This window comes from Novosphingobium sp. P6W (assembly GCF_000876675.2).
Lineage (GTDB): Bacteria > Pseudomonadota > Alphaproteobacteria > Sphingomonadales > Sphingomonadaceae > Novosphingobium.
In genome coordinates this window covers 1,601,628-1,617,376 of record NZ_CP030352.1, presented here as the reverse complement: position 1 = coordinate 1,617,376, position 15,749 = coordinate 1,601,628, and the positions used below count along the sequence as shown (strand labels likewise).

The 15,749-nt window shown below is 66.0% G+C and carries 16 protein-coding genes; 9 read left to right on the top strand and 7 right to left on the bottom strand.

All coding sequences use genetic code 11. The features are described from left to right. Positions 1–106 precede the first annotated feature (106 nt). The 4 genes from TQ38_RS07805 to TQ38_RS07790 all read left to right on the top strand — a co-directional run bounded on the left by TQ38_RS07805 (position 107) and on the right by TQ38_RS07790 (position 3,147). Entirely contained in the window at positions 107–514 is a 408-nt protein-coding gene (locus tag TQ38_RS07805) for a hypothetical protein (protein WP_043975288.1), read from the top strand. 79 nt (positions 515–593) lie between these two features. After that, complete coding sequence (locus tag TQ38_RS07800; RefSeq protein ID WP_043975289.1) at positions 594–1,406, top strand: SDR family NAD(P)-dependent oxidoreductase; 813 nt, start codon at positions 594–596, stop codon at positions 1,404–1,406. Between the two features lie 22 nt (positions 1,407–1,428). Continuing rightward, the gene (locus tag TQ38_RS07795) at positions 1,429–1,956 is read left to right on the top strand and encodes a nuclear transport factor 2 family protein (RefSeq protein WP_043975290.1); all 528 of its coding nucleotides are present in this window, start codon (positions 1,429–1,431) and stop codon (positions 1,954–1,956) included. A 123-nt stretch (positions 1,957–2,079) separates the two neighbouring features. Further along, a complete protein-coding gene (locus TQ38_RS07790) occupies positions 2,080–3,147 on the top strand; it encodes an ABC transporter substrate-binding protein (protein WP_043975291.1) in 1,068 nt (355 codons plus the stop codon). A 194-nt stretch (positions 3,148–3,341) separates the two neighbouring features. On the opposite strand, the gene TQ38_RS07785 is transcribed toward TQ38_RS07790, so the two are convergent. From TQ38_RS07785 to TQ38_RS07770, 4 genes are all read right to left on the bottom strand, one after another. After that, complete coding sequence (locus TQ38_RS07785) at positions 3,342–4,145, bottom strand: SDR family NAD(P)-dependent oxidoreductase (RefSeq protein WP_043975292.1); 804 nt, start codon at positions 4,143–4,145, stop codon at positions 3,342–3,344. A gap of 123 nt (positions 4,146–4,268) precedes the next feature. Then, complete coding sequence (locus TQ38_RS07780; protein ID WP_043975293.1) at positions 4,269–5,516, bottom strand: MBL fold metallo-hydrolase; 1,248 nt, start codon at positions 5,514–5,516, stop codon at positions 4,269–4,271. A 1-nt stretch (position 5,517) separates the two neighbouring features. Beyond that, on the bottom strand, positions 5,518–6,531 hold the full coding sequence (locus TQ38_RS07775) for a zinc-binding dehydrogenase (RefSeq protein WP_043975294.1): 1,014 nt from the start codon (positions 6,529–6,531) through the stop codon (positions 5,518–5,520). A 36-nt stretch (positions 6,532–6,567) separates the two neighbouring features. Next, on the bottom strand, positions 6,568–7,359 hold the full coding sequence (locus TQ38_RS07770) for an SDR family NAD(P)-dependent oxidoreductase (protein WP_043975295.1): 792 nt from the start codon (positions 7,357–7,359) through the stop codon (positions 6,568–6,570). Positions 7,360–7,524: 165 nt separating this feature from the next. Between TQ38_RS07770 and TQ38_RS07765 the strand changes: the two genes are divergently transcribed. The 3 genes from TQ38_RS07765 to TQ38_RS07755 all read left to right on the top strand — a co-directional run bounded on the left by TQ38_RS07765 (position 7,525) and on the right by TQ38_RS07755 (position 10,193). Beyond that, complete coding sequence (locus tag TQ38_RS07765) at positions 7,525–8,397, top strand: AraC family transcriptional regulator (protein WP_043975296.1); 873 nt, start codon at positions 7,525–7,527, stop codon at positions 8,395–8,397. Positions 8,398–8,536: 139 nt separating this feature from the next. Then, the gene (locus tag TQ38_RS07760) at positions 8,537–9,715 is read left to right on the top strand and encodes a sulfotransferase (RefSeq protein ID WP_043975297.1); all 1,179 of its coding nucleotides are present in this window, start codon (positions 8,537–8,539) and stop codon (positions 9,713–9,715) included. Between the two features lies 1 nt (position 9,716). Continuing rightward, positions 9,717–10,193, top strand: coding sequence for a VOC family protein (locus TQ38_RS07755; protein ID WP_043975298.1), 477 nt, complete (start codon positions 9,717–9,719; stop codon positions 10,191–10,193). A 140-nt stretch (positions 10,194–10,333) separates the two neighbouring features. Here the strand turns inward: TQ38_RS07755 and cofH are convergent, their stop codons facing one another. The 3 genes from cofH to cofE are packed head-to-tail and all read right to left on the bottom strand — an operon-like array spanning position 10,334 to position 14,393. Beyond that, a complete protein-coding gene (gene cofH / locus TQ38_RS07750; protein ID WP_052505689.1) occupies positions 10,334–12,655 on the bottom strand; it encodes a 5-amino-6-(D-ribitylamino)uracil--L-tyrosine 4-hydroxyphenyl transferase CofH in 2,322 nt (773 codons plus the stop codon). Positions 12,656–12,657: 2 nt separating this feature from the next. Next, positions 12,658–13,611: a 2-phospho-L-lactate transferase gene (cofD, locus tag TQ38_RS07745; RefSeq protein ID WP_043975300.1), complete on the bottom strand. Its 954-nt coding sequence runs from the start codon at positions 13,609–13,611 to the stop codon at positions 12,658–12,660. Further along, complete coding sequence (cofE, locus tag TQ38_RS07740; protein WP_043975301.1) at positions 13,608–14,393, bottom strand: coenzyme F420-0:L-glutamate ligase; 786 nt, start codon at positions 14,391–14,393, stop codon at positions 13,608–13,610. Before cofE ends, cofD begins: the two co-directional genes overlap by 4 nt. Positions 14,394–14,477: 84 nt before the next feature. On the opposite strand from cofE, the gene npdG reads away from it, so the two are divergent. Together npdG and cofC are read left to right on the top strand one after the other, a co-directional pair. Beyond that, complete coding sequence (gene npdG, locus TQ38_RS07735) at positions 14,478–15,128, top strand: NADPH-dependent F420 reductase (RefSeq protein ID WP_043975302.1); 651 nt, start codon at positions 14,478–14,480, stop codon at positions 15,126–15,128. Further along, entirely contained in the window at positions 15,125–15,733 is a 609-nt protein-coding gene (cofC, locus tag TQ38_RS07730) for a 2-phospho-L-lactate guanylyltransferase (RefSeq protein WP_240197991.1), read from the top strand. Before npdG ends, cofC begins: the two co-directional genes overlap by 4 nt. Positions 15,734–15,749 lie beyond the last annotated feature (16 nt).

Sequence of the window (15,749 nt, the reverse complement as noted above, 5' to 3'; positions counted from 1 at the left end):
CGGGCCGCTGCCGTTGACGACGACGATACGTCCCTTGGAAAGCCTGCGCCCTTAGACGAGGCAGCGAAGCATGGCAATTGCTTCGCGCCGATGCTAGCCAATCGCCATGATCCGCATCGCCAGCCGAACTCCGCTCGCCCTTCCCTCAGGCCTCGTCGCCGCAGCGCTGCTGCTTGCGAGCAGCGGATGCGCCGCCAATGCACCGCCGCCGCCGGTTCCGGGCGGCCCGATCTCGACCCTGCCGATCGGCACGTATACCTGCGAACTGCCGGGAGACGCCGGCGGCGCTCCGGGCAAGCTGGTGCCGGAATATGAATTCCGCATCGTCAATTCCTCCAGCTACAAGGCCGGCGGCATTCGCGGCAGCTATCTGTTCGTGGGTGACCGGGTGACGATGACCGGCGGCAAGCACAAGGGCCTCAGGCTCCACCGCATTTCCTCCAACTTCCTGCGCCAGGTGAAGGACGACGGCAGCGACGGCGAAATGCGCTGCGTCCTCTCCGCGCACAACTGAGGCGCTGATCGCGGGGGCGGTTTGCCCCCGTACACGCCCTGACATAGCTCGTTGGCAGAACAAAAGCCGGGAGCAGGCCATGGATCTTCAACTGGGCGGCAAAGTCGCCATTGTCACCGGCGCAACGGCCAATATCGGCCGCGCCGTAGCGCTCGATCTTGCGGCGGAAGGGGCGATCCCGGTCCTCGTCGGGCGCGACGTGCAGGCAGGCGCGAGGCTGGTAGAGGATTGCCTCGCGCGCGGCGCCGTCAATGCCGTCTTCGTCGCCGCAGACCTGCTCGACCCCGCTTCACCCGCGAAAGTGCTGGACGCTGCCGACCGGCTCGGCCCGCCCGCGGTGCTGGTGAACAACGTGGGCGGCAATGTCGACCAGGGGCTGTTCGTCGATTCCGATCCGGGCAAATGGATGGCCGACATCGACCTCAATTTCGGCACCGTGCTGCGCATGACCCATGCCGCTTTGCCCGGCATGATCGCGCGGCGAGCCGGCGCCATCGTCAACGTCGGTTCCACCGCCGCGCTGGTGGGGGATTACATGCTGCCGGTCTATTCCGCCGCCAAGGGCGCGGTGCACAGTTTCACGGTGGTGCTGGCCAAAGAGGTCGGCCGCCACGGCATCCGCGTCAACGCCATCGCGCCCTATGCAACGGTCCCCACCGACCCGGCGAGCCTGAGTGCAGGCAGCCGTTTCAATCCCGAAAGCGGCATGTTCTCGCAAGGCGCTGCCAGCGTGAGCGAGGAGGACCGCGCGATCCGGCAGCGCCGGACGTTCGTGAGCAAGCCCTTCGCCTCGCCGGAAGAAATGGCCGCGATGGTGGCCTTCCTAGCCTCGGGCCGGGCAAGTTTCATCACCGGGCAGGTCTACCCCGTCGACGGCGGCGCGCTGCTCTGAGCACATCGAAAGGACCACGAGAATGGCCATAGACGAAAGCGCGCTTCAGGCCCTGATCGACAAGGATGCGATCCGCGAACTGGTACTGCTCTATTCCCGCGCGATCGACCGGCAGGACATCGCCCTGCTGCGCGATCTCTACACCGAGGACGCGACCGACAGCCACGGCGACAGCTTCGACGGCCCCGCACCGGAATACTGCGACTTCATCGCGCGCGCATTTCCGTACATGCCCTATTCGGGCCACCACGTATGCAATCACCTGATCGCGGTGGAAGGCAATGACGCCAGCGGCGAGGTCTATGGGCTTGCCTACCATCTCATCCCCGCCCGTGAAGGCGGCGGCGAGGAAGATTTCATGGCGGTGCGCTACCTCGACAACTACCGCCGCTGCCCGGATGGCCGCTGGCGGTTTTCCAAACGCGTCGTGACATACGACTTCAAGGTGCGCCGCCCGTTCGAAGGTGGCGGACTGCTGGGCCTTGGCGAACGCGATCCCAGCTATGCGCTCTGCACGCAAACGCTGTTCGCGCGGGGGCCACGCGGCTGACCCGCGCCGTCCGGAGCGTTTCACACAGGCGTCATGCATCCTTTTGCCTGCTGGCTCATTGCTAGGCGCGGGCGCGGTATGCGGCAGCAATCGTGCACGCCGCAGGCTGCCCGGAGGACATACATGCCAGAAAGCGTAAAAGTCGGCGTTCTCAACGATATGGCCGACTTCTCCGATCTGGACGATAGTGCCCCGGTTCCGGGCGACGTCACCGGCTGGCTGGAGCGCGAAATCGCAGCCCTGCGCGAAGCGGGCCGCTTCCCCGCCGCAGTGGAGTTCATTCACGCCTATGGCCTGGGCCTGCCTTCGGGCACGGCGGAGGCGGTGGAGACCGCCTATCGCCAGTTGGCCGATGCGGGCGTCAGCCTGATTGTCGGCCCGGCCATCGGCGACAATGCACTGGTGGCTACCCCGCTGGCCGAGCAATTGCGCATTCCGACCATCAACTGGGCCGGGGCCGAGCGCGCGCGGGGCCGTTACATGTTCCATCATCAGGTCGGCAGCCACGAGGACGAATCGCTGGTGATCGCGCGGCACATGGCGATGCTGGGCTGCCGGCGCCTTGCCGTCGCCTACGACATCTCGCCGATCGGGACGCGGCATCTCAAATACCTCGAAAGCGAAGCGCGCATCCTTGGCATCGAGATCATCGCGAAGGAGGGCATGTCCCCCCTTACCGACGATGCCGCCGCGCTGGTCGACGCCCTGCTGGAGGGCGCGCCGGACGGCGTGGTCTACCTCGGCCTTGGCATCTCGGCGCCAGCGGTCGCAAAGGCGCTTTCGGCCTGCGCGTGGCCGGGGCCGAACATCATGAACACGGCGGGCCTGCGCGGTTATCACGGCACGTTCGCGCACGACTGCGACGGCTGGTTCTACATCGACATGCATTCGGACTCGAACACCACCCTGCAGGCGCAGATGGCGCAGCTTGGCGCACCGCGCCAGCAGGCACTTGCCGTCGCCAAAGGGCATGATCTGGGCCGCCTCGTCGCCGAGGGGCTGGCCCGCGCTACCGACCTTTCGCGCGAAGGCGTGCGCATCGGGCTGGAACAGGTAAAGTGGCTCCCCGCCGCCGAGGGCTGCGAAGGCACCCTGCTCGGCTTCGGCGTCCAGGATCGCGGGGCGCTGCACGGGCGCTACCTCGTCGTGCGTCAGTGGCTGGGCGGCGAGACGCGCGAAGTAACGGCCTGACTGGCCAGTCACCCTCAAAACTCCTCGAACAGCCCGCTGCGCTCATCCTGAGCGAGACCGCGCCGCTCATCCTGAGCCTGTCGAAGGACGGAAACTTCGGGCTCCGCTTCGGGGCCTTCGACAAGCTCAGGCTGAGCGGGGCGGAGAGGCGCGGTCGACGGGCGGCTTTTGGATGAGCGGATCGAAAGGCGTACCTACATCGACGGGGCATAGCCGCCGTTGAGCGGATATGTCTGCCCGGTGATCCATTCCGCCGCGTCCGAGCAGAGGAACGTCACCAGCCCGGCGACATCGGCGGACTTGCCGTAACGCCGGATGGTGTAACGCGCCAACTGCGCCTTGGCCTGATCGCTGGCCATCAGTTCGGCCAGCTGCTCCTCCGGCATGTCAGGCATCAGCGAGGACAGCGACACCGCGTTCGAGGTCACATTATAGCGCCCCAGTTCCTTGGCGATCGAGCGCACGAAGCCCTGCGCGCCCGCCTTGGCAGAGGCATAGACAGCTAGCTTCGGCTCACCCACCCGGCCGGAATCCGACACGATCGTCACGATCCGTCCACGCTTTGCCGCCACCATATTGGGAATGAAGGCGAAGCAGGCATTGTAGACGCCGTACAAGTTGGTGCGCAGGTAACGGTCCCAGGCGGCCGGATCTTCCTCCCAGAAGTTCAGCGCCGGGCGCAGCGAACCGCCCGGCCCGGCCATGCCTGCGTTGTTCACCAGGATCGTCGCAGCCCCCAGCTTGTCCCTGATCGCCGCATCTGCCGCCTTGATCGCATCCAGATCGTCCACGTCGAACGGCACCGCCAGCGCAGGAACGCCAGTCGCGCGGATTTCCTCTGCCACCGCCTCGGCCCGTTCCGGCACGAAGTCGTTGACGGCAATGCCCCCCGCATTGTGCCTCGCCAGTTCGAGCGCGATGCCGCGCCCCGCGTTCTGTCCCGCGCCGGTGACCACGGCGACTTGTCCGCCAAGGTCCAGAATATCGGGCGTGCTCATTCCATCCGCTCCCATTCGTATCGTTGCTGCGACTATAGAGAGCATTCACTATCCGATGGGAGCCTCAGCGGATTGGTCTGCCGAACCATCCTCCAGACGATGCCCGCGGCGACGACGGCATAGTTACCCCGCCAGTTTCGCCTCCATGGCGGCGATCTCGGAACGCAGCCACATCGTCTCCGAGAGGTTCTTGCCCCCGCTGGCCGCGAGCAACGCTTCATGCGCGGCCTTGCGGACCTTGAGCGCCTCGGCATTGCCGGGCTCCGCATTGAGGGCGATGTCGGTCAGGTGAACCGCCTCCAGCGCCGCGCCGCCGTCCAGTTTCGCCTGCGCGCGCTGCGCCAGTTTCGCCGCGCCGCCCGCCAGTTCGGCGAGGTCGGCATCGACGCTGCTGCGCGGTACGCCGTAAAGCGCCGTGGTGCCGTCCTCGTAGTGTAGCCAGCCCGAATATTCGCGCCAGATCGACTTGACCGCCCAGCTGCCCTTGCCGTGGAATTCGCCGATCTGCAGCCCTTCCGGCCACGCGAATTCGCGCATGAGGGTATGCACGTCCTTGCCTGCCTTCATGCCTTCCAGCGTATAGTCGCGCACATGGCTGACGGCGGCGTGCAGTTTGTCGAGGTCGGCGCGGATGCGCTCCTTGCCCCGGATCGCCTCGCCATGCCCGGTGACGACGATCTCGGCCCCGAGCGCACGGACCGTCTCCAGCGACTTCAGGTAATTGCGCACCAGCCGCGGCTTGTCGCCGCGCAGGGTGTTGAGGAAAGGCATCGAAAGCCAAACCGGCCCGAAGACATTGCCGGTGAAGGCGATCTTCTCCTTGGGCATCCACACGGTGAGATTGTCAATCGTCTCGCCTTCGGGGGTGGAGATCAGTTCGAAGGTACGCTCACCCAGTTCCACCGTCAGGCGGCGGTCGACAAGGATATCCGGCTCGACATGCGGCGGCGCCTTGGGCGCGGAGCCACGCTTGAGGGTGGAGCCCCAGAGCTTCCCGCTCCTGGGGCCGAAGAACGATTGAAGCCCGTTCATGTCCGCAAGCGCTTCGTTGAAGCCGGGGCCGCCGATGACCTGGGTGCCCTCCTCCACGAACTCGGGCAGGCCGCCGTAATGATCGGCGTGGCTCTGCGTGATTATCACGAAGGCCAGCGGGCCCGTGCGATGCGGGGTAAGCAGGCGCCGGGTACGCTCGGCATTGTCCATGAAGCCGGTGTTGATCATCACGTCGCCCTCGCCGGTGGTGACGAGATAGGCGTTGGAGATGTCGTTGGCCTGGAAGATGAAATCGGTGACGGCGATCGCCTCCACCTGCTCGTCTCCCGAGCGGACGAGGTCGGCCAGCTTCGGCGCGGATTGCGTGGTTGCGTTCATGTCAGGCGTCCTCAAACTGTATCATGACTTTGGCGGACTGCGGCGTGGCGGCGATTTCCAGCCCGTGCAGTACGTCATCAAAGGGCAGCTTATGGCTTATCATCGCCGCGATCTGGTTCTTGAGGCGCGGCATCGCGGCGATCACCTCGGGCATTTCGGTGGGGTAGCCGACCGCCGTGGTGATGGTCATCTCGCTGGTCAGCATGCGGCCAACTGGAAATTCGATGGGCTTCATGTAGGCCGCCGTTATCACCAGTCGGGCGTGGAACTTGGCCATCATGACGACCTGCGTCAGGATGTGCGGCGCGCCTGCCGCATCGATGAAGGCATCGGTGCCCACGCCCACGCGGTTGAAGCTGGGCACTTCGCCGTGCAGCCTTGCCAGTTCCGCGCGCAGGTCCACCTTGCTCGGGTCCAGCGCTGCCTGGACGCCGATGGCGCGGGCACGTTCCAGCCGCTCTTCCGAAAGGTCCAGCGCCACCACCTCGTTCACGCCCCGGTCCTTCAGCCATAGCAACATGCCAAGGCCGATCGGGCCGCAGCCGAACACCACCACCTTGTCGCCCGGCTTCACCTCTGCGCGGTTGACGCCGTGCATGGCGACGGCGAGCGGCTCGCACATCGCCGCTACGTCGAAATCGACGCCTTCCGGGATCGGCAGGATCGATGTGCCAAGCTGGGCCTCGCGTACCAGCAGTTCTTCGGTGAAGGCGCCTTCCGGGCCGCCTGAACCGATGTTGCTGGGGGTCATCATCGGATTGACGATCACTGCATCGCCTACGGCAATGCCGCTGACGCCGGAGCCGACCTGAAGCACTTCGCCCGCACCTTCATGCCCCAGCGCGGTCTGCCCGCTCGGCTCGGCAGGCATTCCACCGATCTTGATATAGGACAAGTCGCTGCCGCAGATGCCCACCGACTTCATCCGCACGACCACGTCGTTGGGACCAGCCTCGGGCCGCTCATATGTATCGAGGCGGACGTCGCCGACACCGTGGATGTTCAGACGCTTCATCGCTTCTCTCCTCTCACGTTCTCGTCAATCGGGGCGTTACGGCCGCACCATGTATCCACCATCGATGGCGATGGTTTCGCCCGTCATGAAACTGCTGGCGTCCGAGCACAGGTAGGCGCCGATGCCCTCGAAATCGGCGGGGCGACCGGTGCGCTTCATCGGGATCGTCGGCGCGAAGTGCTGGGCCACGGCATCGGCGCGGGGCCCCTCGCCCATCATCGGCGTCATGACCAGCCCCGGCGCGACCACGTTGGCGCGTATGCCCAGCGGCGCAAGTTCGATCGCCAGGCATCGGATCGCCGCCGCCACCGCCGCCTTGGAGGAGGCGTATTCCATCTTCCCCGGCAGCCCCTGAAACAGCGAGAGCGAACCGCAGGCGACGAGCGAGCCGCCAGTTTCGTCGCCCGCTTCCACGCGCTCCTTCATCAGCCGGGCACCTTCGCGCAGGGTGAAGAAAGCGCCGTGCAGCGCGGTCTTCTGGAATTCGTACCAATGCTCCGTCGGCATGTCGAAAACCGAGTTATAGCGCGGTGATGCCCCCGAATTGGCGAATACGCAGTCTACCCGGCCAAAGTCCGCCATGACCTGAGCGAAGCCGGCCACGATGTTAGCCTCCTCGGAAACGTCGACCTGATACGCGATGACTTTGCCCGCGCCGGCAGCCTCAAGCTCTGCCTTGGCTTTGGCGCTTTTCTCGGCGTTGCGGGCCCAGATCGCCAAGTCGCCTCCCATTCTTGCGACGCCCATGGCGAAACCGAAGCCGATGCCGCCATTGCCGCCGGTCACCACCGTCACTTTGCCCGTGCAGTCGAAAAGGCCTGTCGCCATCAAAATTTCCCTCGATCCCAGTCGCGCGGCTTTTTCGTCACGCTTTCGTAGCGGCGATGTTCCGCGTCGGCGGCTTGTCCGGCAAGCGCGGGGGACATAGAGTTCCGGCCCTAAGATGGCGTCCGGGACACATTCACCAGGCGCGCGCGCAGGGAGGCAGGAGGCATGACGGTAACCGAAGCTGTACGCCCGACGATGTGCATCGACGCGCATCTCGAAACGGACGGCGTGCGCGCCGAGATCGTGCGCTTCGAAATACCCGAACCGACCGACAGCCTTCATGCAGTGAGCCAGGGCTACCACGTCAACATGTGCCTCACCCCGCGCCCGCTACAATCGCGCGGAGGCTATCGCCGCCGCTGGGGCCCGCACCGGCTGGAACGGCTGGGCGACGTCTTCGTGCTGCCCCCTGGCGAGGAACTGTTCGTGAAAGGCGGCAGCGGGCGGCAGGCCTCGCTGATCTGCACCATCGATGCCGGACTGGTGCACGAACTGGTCGGGCGCGAACTGACGTGGGACGATTCGCACCTTGCCGCCGCGCTCGATATCTCCAGCGCGCAGATGCGGGCGCTGCTGTTCCGCATCACCGCCGAAGTGCGCCACCCCGGCCTTGCGGCGCACAGGATGCTGGGGTTCCTGGGGTGTGAACTGGCGATCGAACTGGGCCGCCACTGCCTCGAAGTGGCGGAGCGGCCAGTGACGGGCGGCCTTTCCGGCTGGCGGCTGCGGCTGATCGACGAACGCCTTGCCGACGATCTCAGCGCGCCGGGGCTAGAGGAACTGGCGGCGCTCTGCGCGCTGTCCGTGCGCCAGTTGACGCGGGGTTTCAGGGTCAGCCGCGCCTGCTCGATCGGCGACTATGTCGAACAGCGCCGCATGGAGGCCGCCAAGCGGCTCCTGATGGAGGGAGAAAGCGTAAAGACCATCGCCTTTTCGATGGGCTTCGCATCACCCTCCAGTTTCACGTTTGCGTTTCGCCGCGCAGTGGGGGCCAGCCCCAGCACCTTTCGCCAGCGGCAGGGGCGAGTGCTGGCATGATCGCGTCGGGTCTTGACCCGAACTCTACATAACGTCCCGATCTGGCGGGCCATGTGCATTGCCAAGCCTTGGCCCCGGCGCGCTATCCTTGGCCCATGAACGGCTGCCCAAGCGGCCGCGCCGGGAAGAGGACAACCACATGGCAAGCACCGTAACCGACCAACTCGTGGCCGATGCGCTCATCGAACAGGCGATGACCGAAACCGGCATCGACGCCTTCGACAGCGATACCTACCGCGAGGGGCTGGACGCCTTCACCGCCTCGTTTAACGAGGGCATCGCCAATGGTTGGATGAGCGAAGGCGGCATCGCCCGCGCGCGAAACGACACGCTCCACTACCTGCGCGGTCGCCTCAAGGTATCGCAGTATCTGCGCGACAATCCCGAGGTGCTGGACCGCCCGGTTGAGCGCCCCGTCTTCGTCATGGGCGTTCCGCGCACCGGCACCACGCTGATGTCCAATCTGCTGGCCGCCGACCCTGCCCGCCGCTCGCCCCTGACATGGGAGATCGACGATCCCGTGCCGCCGGTCGCCTCGGACGCGCTGCTCACCACCGATCCGCGCGCAGTGGGCCGCTTGGCGCAGGAGAAGGCCGCGCTGGAAGCCAACCCCGGGATGGCCAAGTATTATCGCGGCTCGGCGGTCTATCCCAACGAATGCGTGTTTTTCATGGCCCACGATTTCAAGACGCTGATGATCGAGTCGAAAGGCAAGCTGCCCGCGTACAAGGACTTCATCTTCTCGTGCGACATGACCAGCGCCTATGAGTACCACAAGAAATTCCTGCAGGTGCTGCAACACCACACTGGCGGCGTCTGGAACGTCAAGAAGCCCAGCCATGCGCTGTGGCTTGAGACAATCTTCAAGGTCTATCCCGATGCCCGCGTGATCTGGACCCACCGCGATCCCTTCACCGCGACCGGCTCGCTGTGCTCGATCATCTCGCTGAGCCACCAGGCGCACATGGGCCAGATCGACGCCGAATGGCTCAAGGCGGACTACCCCTGGCAGGCAGCCGAACACGCCAACCGCATCATGGATTTTCGCGACAAGTTCGGCGAGGACAAGATCATCGACGTCCACTACGCCGATCTCGTGGCGGACCCGGTGGGCGCGACGAAGAAGGTCTACGCCGAGCTGGGCGACGAATGGACCGCCGCAGCCGAAGCCGGCGTGCAGAAGTGGGTGGACGACAACCCGCAGGACAAGTTCGGCCGCCACGAATACAAGCTGGCGCAGTACGGGCTGACCAAGGCAGACCTGGAACCGTTGTTCGAACGCTACCTGTCGCGTTACGACGTCGCGCGGGAGGGCTGAAATGCTCGAAGGCATCCACTACCAGAACGCCTATATGTGCGATGACATCGAGGCAGGCATCGCCCTGTTCCGGGGCCGCGGCATGACGAAGGAGCCGGTGATCATCCCCGTCGACCAGACGGTGCTGACGCCGGCGGGGCCCAGGCGTCAGAAGGGTCGCATCTGCTTCATCTGGATCGGCGAACTGCAGTACGAGTTGATCGAAAACGAGATCGACGAGGTAGGCATCTACGCCAACTGCCTCTCGAACGGCGGCCCCTTGCGCTTTCACCACATCTGCTTCCGCGTGCCCGACTGGGAGGACTTCCGCGCCCGCGTCGATGCGCAGGATTTTCCTGTAGCAATGGAGCGCGACCTTACCGGCGAGCCGGAGGGCGGGCTGAAGTTCCTGTACCTCGATGCCCGCAAGGTGTTCGGGCACTACATCGAATATACATGGATGCCCGAGCCGACGTGGCAGCATATCCGGGCGATGTGAGGGCGCTTACGTTCGTAGCGCAATTTGATCCGCTCATCCTGAGCCTGTCGAAGGAGGAAAACCTCGCGCTGCGGTGCGGGGCCTTCGACAAGCTCAGGCTGAGCGGTGACGGGGTGGCGGCAGAATATAAGCGCTGAAACTCAGGCCATCTCCGCCGCCACGTCCTTGTAGAGCGTCGTCCTCTGGCGCAGCTTGCGCCCCACGCTTTGCGCTGCGCTGCGCATATCCGCCACGTCCGCAAGCTGCCCGTGCGAAGCGCCCGCCGCGCGGCTGATACTTTCGTCCATCAGCACGCCACCAAGGTCGTTAGCCCCCGCTGCCAGCACCGCCGCCGCGCCGTCCATGCCCAGCTTGCACCACGACACCTGGATCGACGAAATCGCTCCGTGCAGCGCCAGCCGCGCGACCGCGTGCATCATCACCGCCTCGCGCCACGTCGGCCCCTTGCGGCTGAGCCCCTTGCGGTAGAACGGCGCTTCCATGTGGACCAGTGGCAGTGGCACGAATTCGGTGATACCGCCGGTGTCGAGTTGCAGGTTGCGCAGTTCAGCCAGGTGCCGCGCCCAGTGGCGAGGGTTTTCAAGGTGCCCGAACATGATCGTCGATGTCGTGGGCAACCCCACCCGGTGCGCCGAACCGACCACGTCCAGCCATTCGCCGGTCGTCAGCTTGTCGGGGCAGATCTGCGCGCGGATATCGTCGCACAGGATTTCCGCCGCTGTACCGGGCAGCGAGCCCAGCCCCGCATCACGCAGGCGCGTAAGGTAATCCGAAACCGGCATTCCCAGCGTGCGCGCGCCCTGGCTCACTTCGAGCGGCGAGAAGGCGTGGACATGCAGGTCCGGGCAGGCGTCCTTCACCGCGCGCAGGATCGCAAGGTACGTGTCGCCGGTATAGCTGGGATGGATGCCGCCCTGCAGGCACACCTCGGTCGCCCCGCGTGCCACCGCCTCGCGCGCGCGGGATGCGATTTCGGAGAGGTCGAGGTTGTAGGGCTTGTCGCGCAAACCCGCCTTGCTACTGGTCTTGCTGAAGGCGCAGAACGAGCAGGCGTGGGTGCAGATGTTGGTGTAATTGATGTTGCGGTTGACGACATAGGTCACGACCTCGCCGTTGACCTCCGCTCTCAGCGCATCGGCCGCCTCGACCACCGCCTGAGCCGCGCTGCCACGCGCCGCGAACAGCGCGGTAATGTCGTCCTCGCCGATACCGCCGCCGCCTGCAGCACGGTCGAGGATACGGTGGATACGGCTGGCGACCGGTCCTTCGTACCGGCGGCCCAGCGGCGCGTGGACGGTGCCCGGCACGGGCTGCGCCATGCCGGGGCTCCAGGCACTGTCGCGGCCCAATCCTTCGGAGTCGGCAAGGCGCAGCACGGCGGGACGGATCGCCGGCTCCAGCCAGCCGCCTTCCGCGATGAAGCGCGGGTAGACGGTCAGCCGTTCGACCAGCGGCATTCCGACGCGGGCGCAGATGGCTTCGAGGCGGTCGATCTCGGGCCACGCGGCCTCGGGATTGACATGGTCCTGCGTGACTGGGGAGACACCGCCCCAATCGTCGATCCCGGCATCGATCAACTCGCAGAGGCGTTCGTCGTTGAGGTTGGGCGGGGCCTGCACGGAAACCTCTGCGGGCAACACGATGCGCGCGGCCGCGATGGTGCGCAGGAAATCCGCCTCGCTTGCCTCGGCCGCGCCGGACATCTTCGTGCCGGGCTTGGGGCAGAAATTCTGGACGATGACTTCCTGCAGGTGCCGATGGCTCAAGTGCAGATCACGCAGCGCGAATAGCGCCTCGATGCGTTCCTCAGCCGTTTCGCCTATGCCGATGAGGACGCCGCTCGTCGTCGGCACCCCCGCCCGGCCCGCCGCCGCCAGCGAGGCGAGACGCACCGCCGGCACCTTGTCGGGCGAACCGTGGTGGCACATGCCCTTGTCCATCAGCCGATCCGACGTGCTTTCCAGCATCAGTCCGACAGAGGCCGCGACCGGGCGCAGCATCCGCCAGTCGTCCTCGTCCAGCACCCCGGCATTGATGTGGGGCAGCAAGCCGGTTTCCCTGAGGACCATTTCCGCGCAGTGGCGGACGTAATCGATGGTGCGGGCAAAGCCGCGCTCGATCAGCCATTCGCGCGCCGCCGCGTAACGACGCTCAGGTGCATCGCCCAAGGTGAACAGCGCCTCCTTGCACCCCCCCGCCGCCCCGGCGCGCGCGATCTCCAGCACCTCCGCCTCGGTGAGGTAAGGCGCCGCCAATCGCGAGGGCGTGGTCGCGAAAGTGCAGTAGTGGCATACATCCGCGCAGAGCCGCGTCAGCGGGATAAAGACCTTGCGCGAATACGTCATCCGCGCGGGTGTCAGCGGGCCCGCGCGGGTATAGCGCCGGGTGCGGGCCTCGGCCAGCAGGTCATCCAGCGGCGCAAGAAGGAGTCGGGTTTTCAGCGCTTCGTCGTCGCGAGCCATGGTCATCCTGTTTCAATACGGGCTGCGGTCAGTGCTACGCGCGCAAGCCGCTCCCGATCCTCGGCCCCGCACATGACTGTTGGGGTAACGGTGACGCAAAGCCCCCGCGCTCGCAAGCCCCCCTCATCGGCGCCGTCGCCCGCATCGATCACCAGATGGTCGAGAAGATCGCCGTAGTGATCGGCGATCGAGGCATTGCTGACCGGCTTGCCAAGCTCTCCCAGCAGCTTGGCAAGCGGGCCCTTGAGCGAGGTTCCCCCGACCAGCGGCGACACTGCGACAAGCGGCACCCGCCGCTGCGCCAAAGCCTCTCGCACCCCGTCCAGGCTAAGGATCGGATCGACGCTGAGGTACGGATTCGAGGGGCAAATGATGATTGCGCCAAGGTCTTCGCGCGCCAATGCCGCTGCAAAGGCAGGCGACGGCAGCGCGCCCGGCGCACCCTCGAAACGCACTCCAGTCGCGACCGGCCGGCACTGCTCGGCAACGAAATACCGCTGGAAGTCCAACCACCCTTCGGCGGTGCCCACATGCGTGCGCAAAGGGGCGTCGCTCATGGGAACTATCGCGTGCACGATACCGAGGTTGCGCGTCAGGCGGGCGGTAACCTGCGAAAGCGTTTCGCCCTCGCGCAGCCGCCACGAGCGGGCGATGTGCATCCCCATGTCACGGTCGCCAAGGTTGAACCAGTCCGCCTCGCCAAGGCCCCGCAGCATGGCCATCATCTGCCACGTTTCGTCCTGCACGCCCCAGCCGCGCCCGGTGTCGTTGAGACCCGCAAGCGCATAAGTGACGGAATCGATGTCCGGGCAGATCGTCAGGCCCAGATGTTCGAAATCGTCGCCGGTGTTGACGACGATCGTAAGGTCCTCCGGCGCGAGCACCGCCGCGAGACCCGCCGCCAGCTTGGCGCCGCCCACCCCGCCCGACAGCGCCAGAACGTGCTTTTTCGTCATCGGAACATATCCTGTTCAATAGGCCGCAGGCCGGAAGCCGCGCCCGGTCCGTCCTCCTGGGAGGTCCAGCGCGCCGCGCCGCGCACCAGGGCGACGGGCGTGCCCTCATCGCCCTCCCCCATCGCCAGCGCCGCCATTGCCGCTACCGAGTCCGCCACCGCGATCACCGTCGCCTGCAAGGTGCGTCCATAGAGATCCACCGCCCTGCCCCGCCGGTCTTCCAACACGGTAAGCCCCGCGCAGCCGATCGCCGTACCCACCGTACCGATCCGCCATGCCCGGCCCATGGAATCCGCGATGACGACGGCTACCTGCACACCGCTGGCTTCCTGCAATTCGCGGCGGATCGCCCGCGCCGAGGCATCGGGATCGATCGGCCAGAGCAGCACCGTCCCGGCCTCCCCGCCCTCGACATTGCTGGCGTCGATCCCGGCGTTGGCGAGGACGTGCCCTGTCCTGTGCCGCGCGATGATCGCGGCGGCATGCGGGCGCATGATCTCGGCGCTCTCGTCCAGGATCGCCTGCGCCATCGACGCCTCGCGCCCGGTGCGCGCGGCCAGGTCCCGCGCCGCTGCGCCCGGCATCAGCGCGGCGAGGTCCACGGTGCGCCCTTCGCTCTTGGAGACGATCTTCTGCGCGACCACGCAAATATCGCCGCCGCGTAAGCCGTCCCCCAATGCCGCCAAAACGCTGCAAATCGCTTGCGCAATCGACTGTCCGGCGGCGAACATAGGCAATCCGGCCAGCGGCCGCACGGTAAGTTCAGGAATTGCGGTGTTCATCGTGTTCTCCCGAACGGCACCTTACGTCCGCCGCTGGCAACGACAATCGCACGGCGGGAAAAATCCGCGGGGGAGATAATCGACATGGCAGCAATCGCAGTGATCGGCGGCACGGGCGCGCTTGGCAAAGGGCTGGCACGAAGGCTGGTTGCAGCCGGACACGAGGTTACCATCGGCTCGCGCTCAGCCGAGAAAGCGCAAGGCACGGCGCAGGAACTGGGCGCGGCAGGCTTCGCCGCCAACGCCGATGCGGCCGAAGGCAAGGACGTGGTGATCGTTGCCGTGCCCCACGCTTCGCAAGGTGAAACGCTGGGCCAGATCAGGGACCGCGTGGGGCAGGCAGTGGTGGTCGATACCACCGTGCCGCTGGTGCCGCCCAAGGTCATGCGCGTGCAGCTTCCGTCCGAGGGCAGCGCCGCATTGCAGGCGCGGCAGCACCTCGGCCCGGACGTACGGCTGGTCACGGCGTTCCACAATGTCTCTGCGCACCATCTCGATGCCGACCATGCGATCGACTGCGACGTGCTGGTGTTCTCCGACGATGTCGAGGCGCGCAAGACAGTGGTGGATCTGTGTCCCGGCATGGGTCTTCGCGGGCTTTCTGGCGGTGCGCTCGCCAATTCGGCGGCGGCAGAAGCGCTGACCTCGATCCTCATCTACATGAACAAGACCTACAAGGCGGACGGTGCCGGCATCCGCTTCACCAACCTCACCGAGGCACCCGCGATCCCGTGAACGCCTTGTCCGCCAGCATCTGGGCGCTCATCCCGGTCAAGGCGCGGGGGCAAGGCAAGACCCGCCTCGCTGATGAGCTGTGTGCGGACGAACGCGACAGGCTGGTCGAGGCGATGCTCGGACATGTGGTGCAAGTGGCGGAGGAGAGGGTCGACCGCGCGATAATCGTCGGGCCGCAGCGTTCGGGTGTCGGCGCAAACCTCGAACGCATTGCGGAGCCGGGCGGCGGGCTAAACGCCGCGCTGGGCCACGCCCTCGCGGTGATAGCGCGAAAGCCCGGTGCGCCCTCGCGGTTGATGGTGATCGCCGCAGACCTGCCCTGCCTCACGGCAAAGGAAGTCGCACAACTGGCAGACCTCCCGCCGGGCACCATCGGCATCGCCCCCGACCGGCACGGACGCGGCACAAACGCGCTTTCGCTGCCCTTGCCCCAGGCGGCGGACTTTCGCTTCCACTACGGCACCAACAGCGCCGCGCTACACCGGAAAGCCGCGCACATGGTGGGCCTCAACGCGGTGACGATCATCGCTGACGGCATCGCGAAAGACATAGACGAGCCATGTGATCTCGCTGATGCTGCGCACTTGTTCAGCCTCATGACCTGAGGCTAGCGGGTGCCGA

Excerpts from the sequence above, each read along its gene's own strand:
- TQ38_RS07790 (WP_043975291.1), top strand. The coding sequence starts at position 2,080 with ATGCCAGAAAGCGTAAAAGTCGGCGTTCTCAACGATATGGCCGACTTC.
- npdG (WP_043975302.1), top strand. The coding sequence starts at position 14,478 with ATGGCAGCAATCGCAGTGATCGGCGGCACGGGCGCGCTTGGCAAAGGG.
- TQ38_RS07780 (WP_043975293.1), bottom strand. The coding sequence starts at position 5,516 with ATGAACGCAACCACGCAATCCGCGCCGAAGCTGGCCGACCTCGTCCGC.
- TQ38_RS07785 (WP_043975292.1), bottom strand. The coding sequence starts at position 4,145 with ATGAGCACGCCCGATATTCTGGACCTTGGCGGACAAGTCGCCGTGGTC.
- cofE (WP_043975301.1), bottom strand. The coding sequence starts at position 14,393 with ATGAACACCGCAATTCCTGAACTTACCGTGCGGCCGCTGGCCGGATTG.
- cofH (WP_052505689.1), bottom strand. The coding sequence starts at position 12,655 with ATGGCTCGCGACGACGAAGCGCTGAAAACCCGACTCCTTCTTGCGCCG.
- TQ38_RS07770 (WP_043975295.1), bottom strand. The coding sequence starts at position 7,359 with ATGGCGACAGGCCTTTTCGACTGCACGGGCAAAGTGACGGTGGTGACC.
- cofD (WP_043975300.1), bottom strand. The coding sequence starts at position 13,611 with ATGACGAAAAAGCACGTTCTGGCGCTGTCGGGCGGGGTGGGCGGCGCC.
- TQ38_RS07765 (WP_043975296.1), top strand. The coding sequence starts at position 7,525 with ATGACGGTAACCGAAGCTGTACGCCCGACGATGTGCATCGACGCGCAT.
- TQ38_RS07800 (WP_043975289.1), top strand. The coding sequence starts at position 594 with ATGGATCTTCAACTGGGCGGCAAAGTCGCCATTGTCACCGGCGCAACG.
- TQ38_RS07760 (WP_043975297.1), top strand. The coding sequence starts at position 8,537 with ATGGCAAGCACCGTAACCGACCAACTCGTGGCCGATGCGCTCATCGAA.
- TQ38_RS07805 (WP_043975288.1), top strand. The coding sequence starts at position 107 with ATGATCCGCATCGCCAGCCGAACTCCGCTCGCCCTTCCCTCAGGCCTC.
- TQ38_RS07755 (WP_043975298.1), top strand. The coding sequence starts at position 9,717 with ATGCTCGAAGGCATCCACTACCAGAACGCCTATATGTGCGATGACATC.
- TQ38_RS07795 (WP_043975290.1), top strand. The coding sequence starts at position 1,429 with ATGGCCATAGACGAAAGCGCGCTTCAGGCCCTGATCGACAAGGATGCG.
- TQ38_RS07775 (WP_043975294.1), bottom strand. The coding sequence starts at position 6,531 with ATGAAGCGTCTGAACATCCACGGTGTCGGCGACGTCCGCCTCGATACA.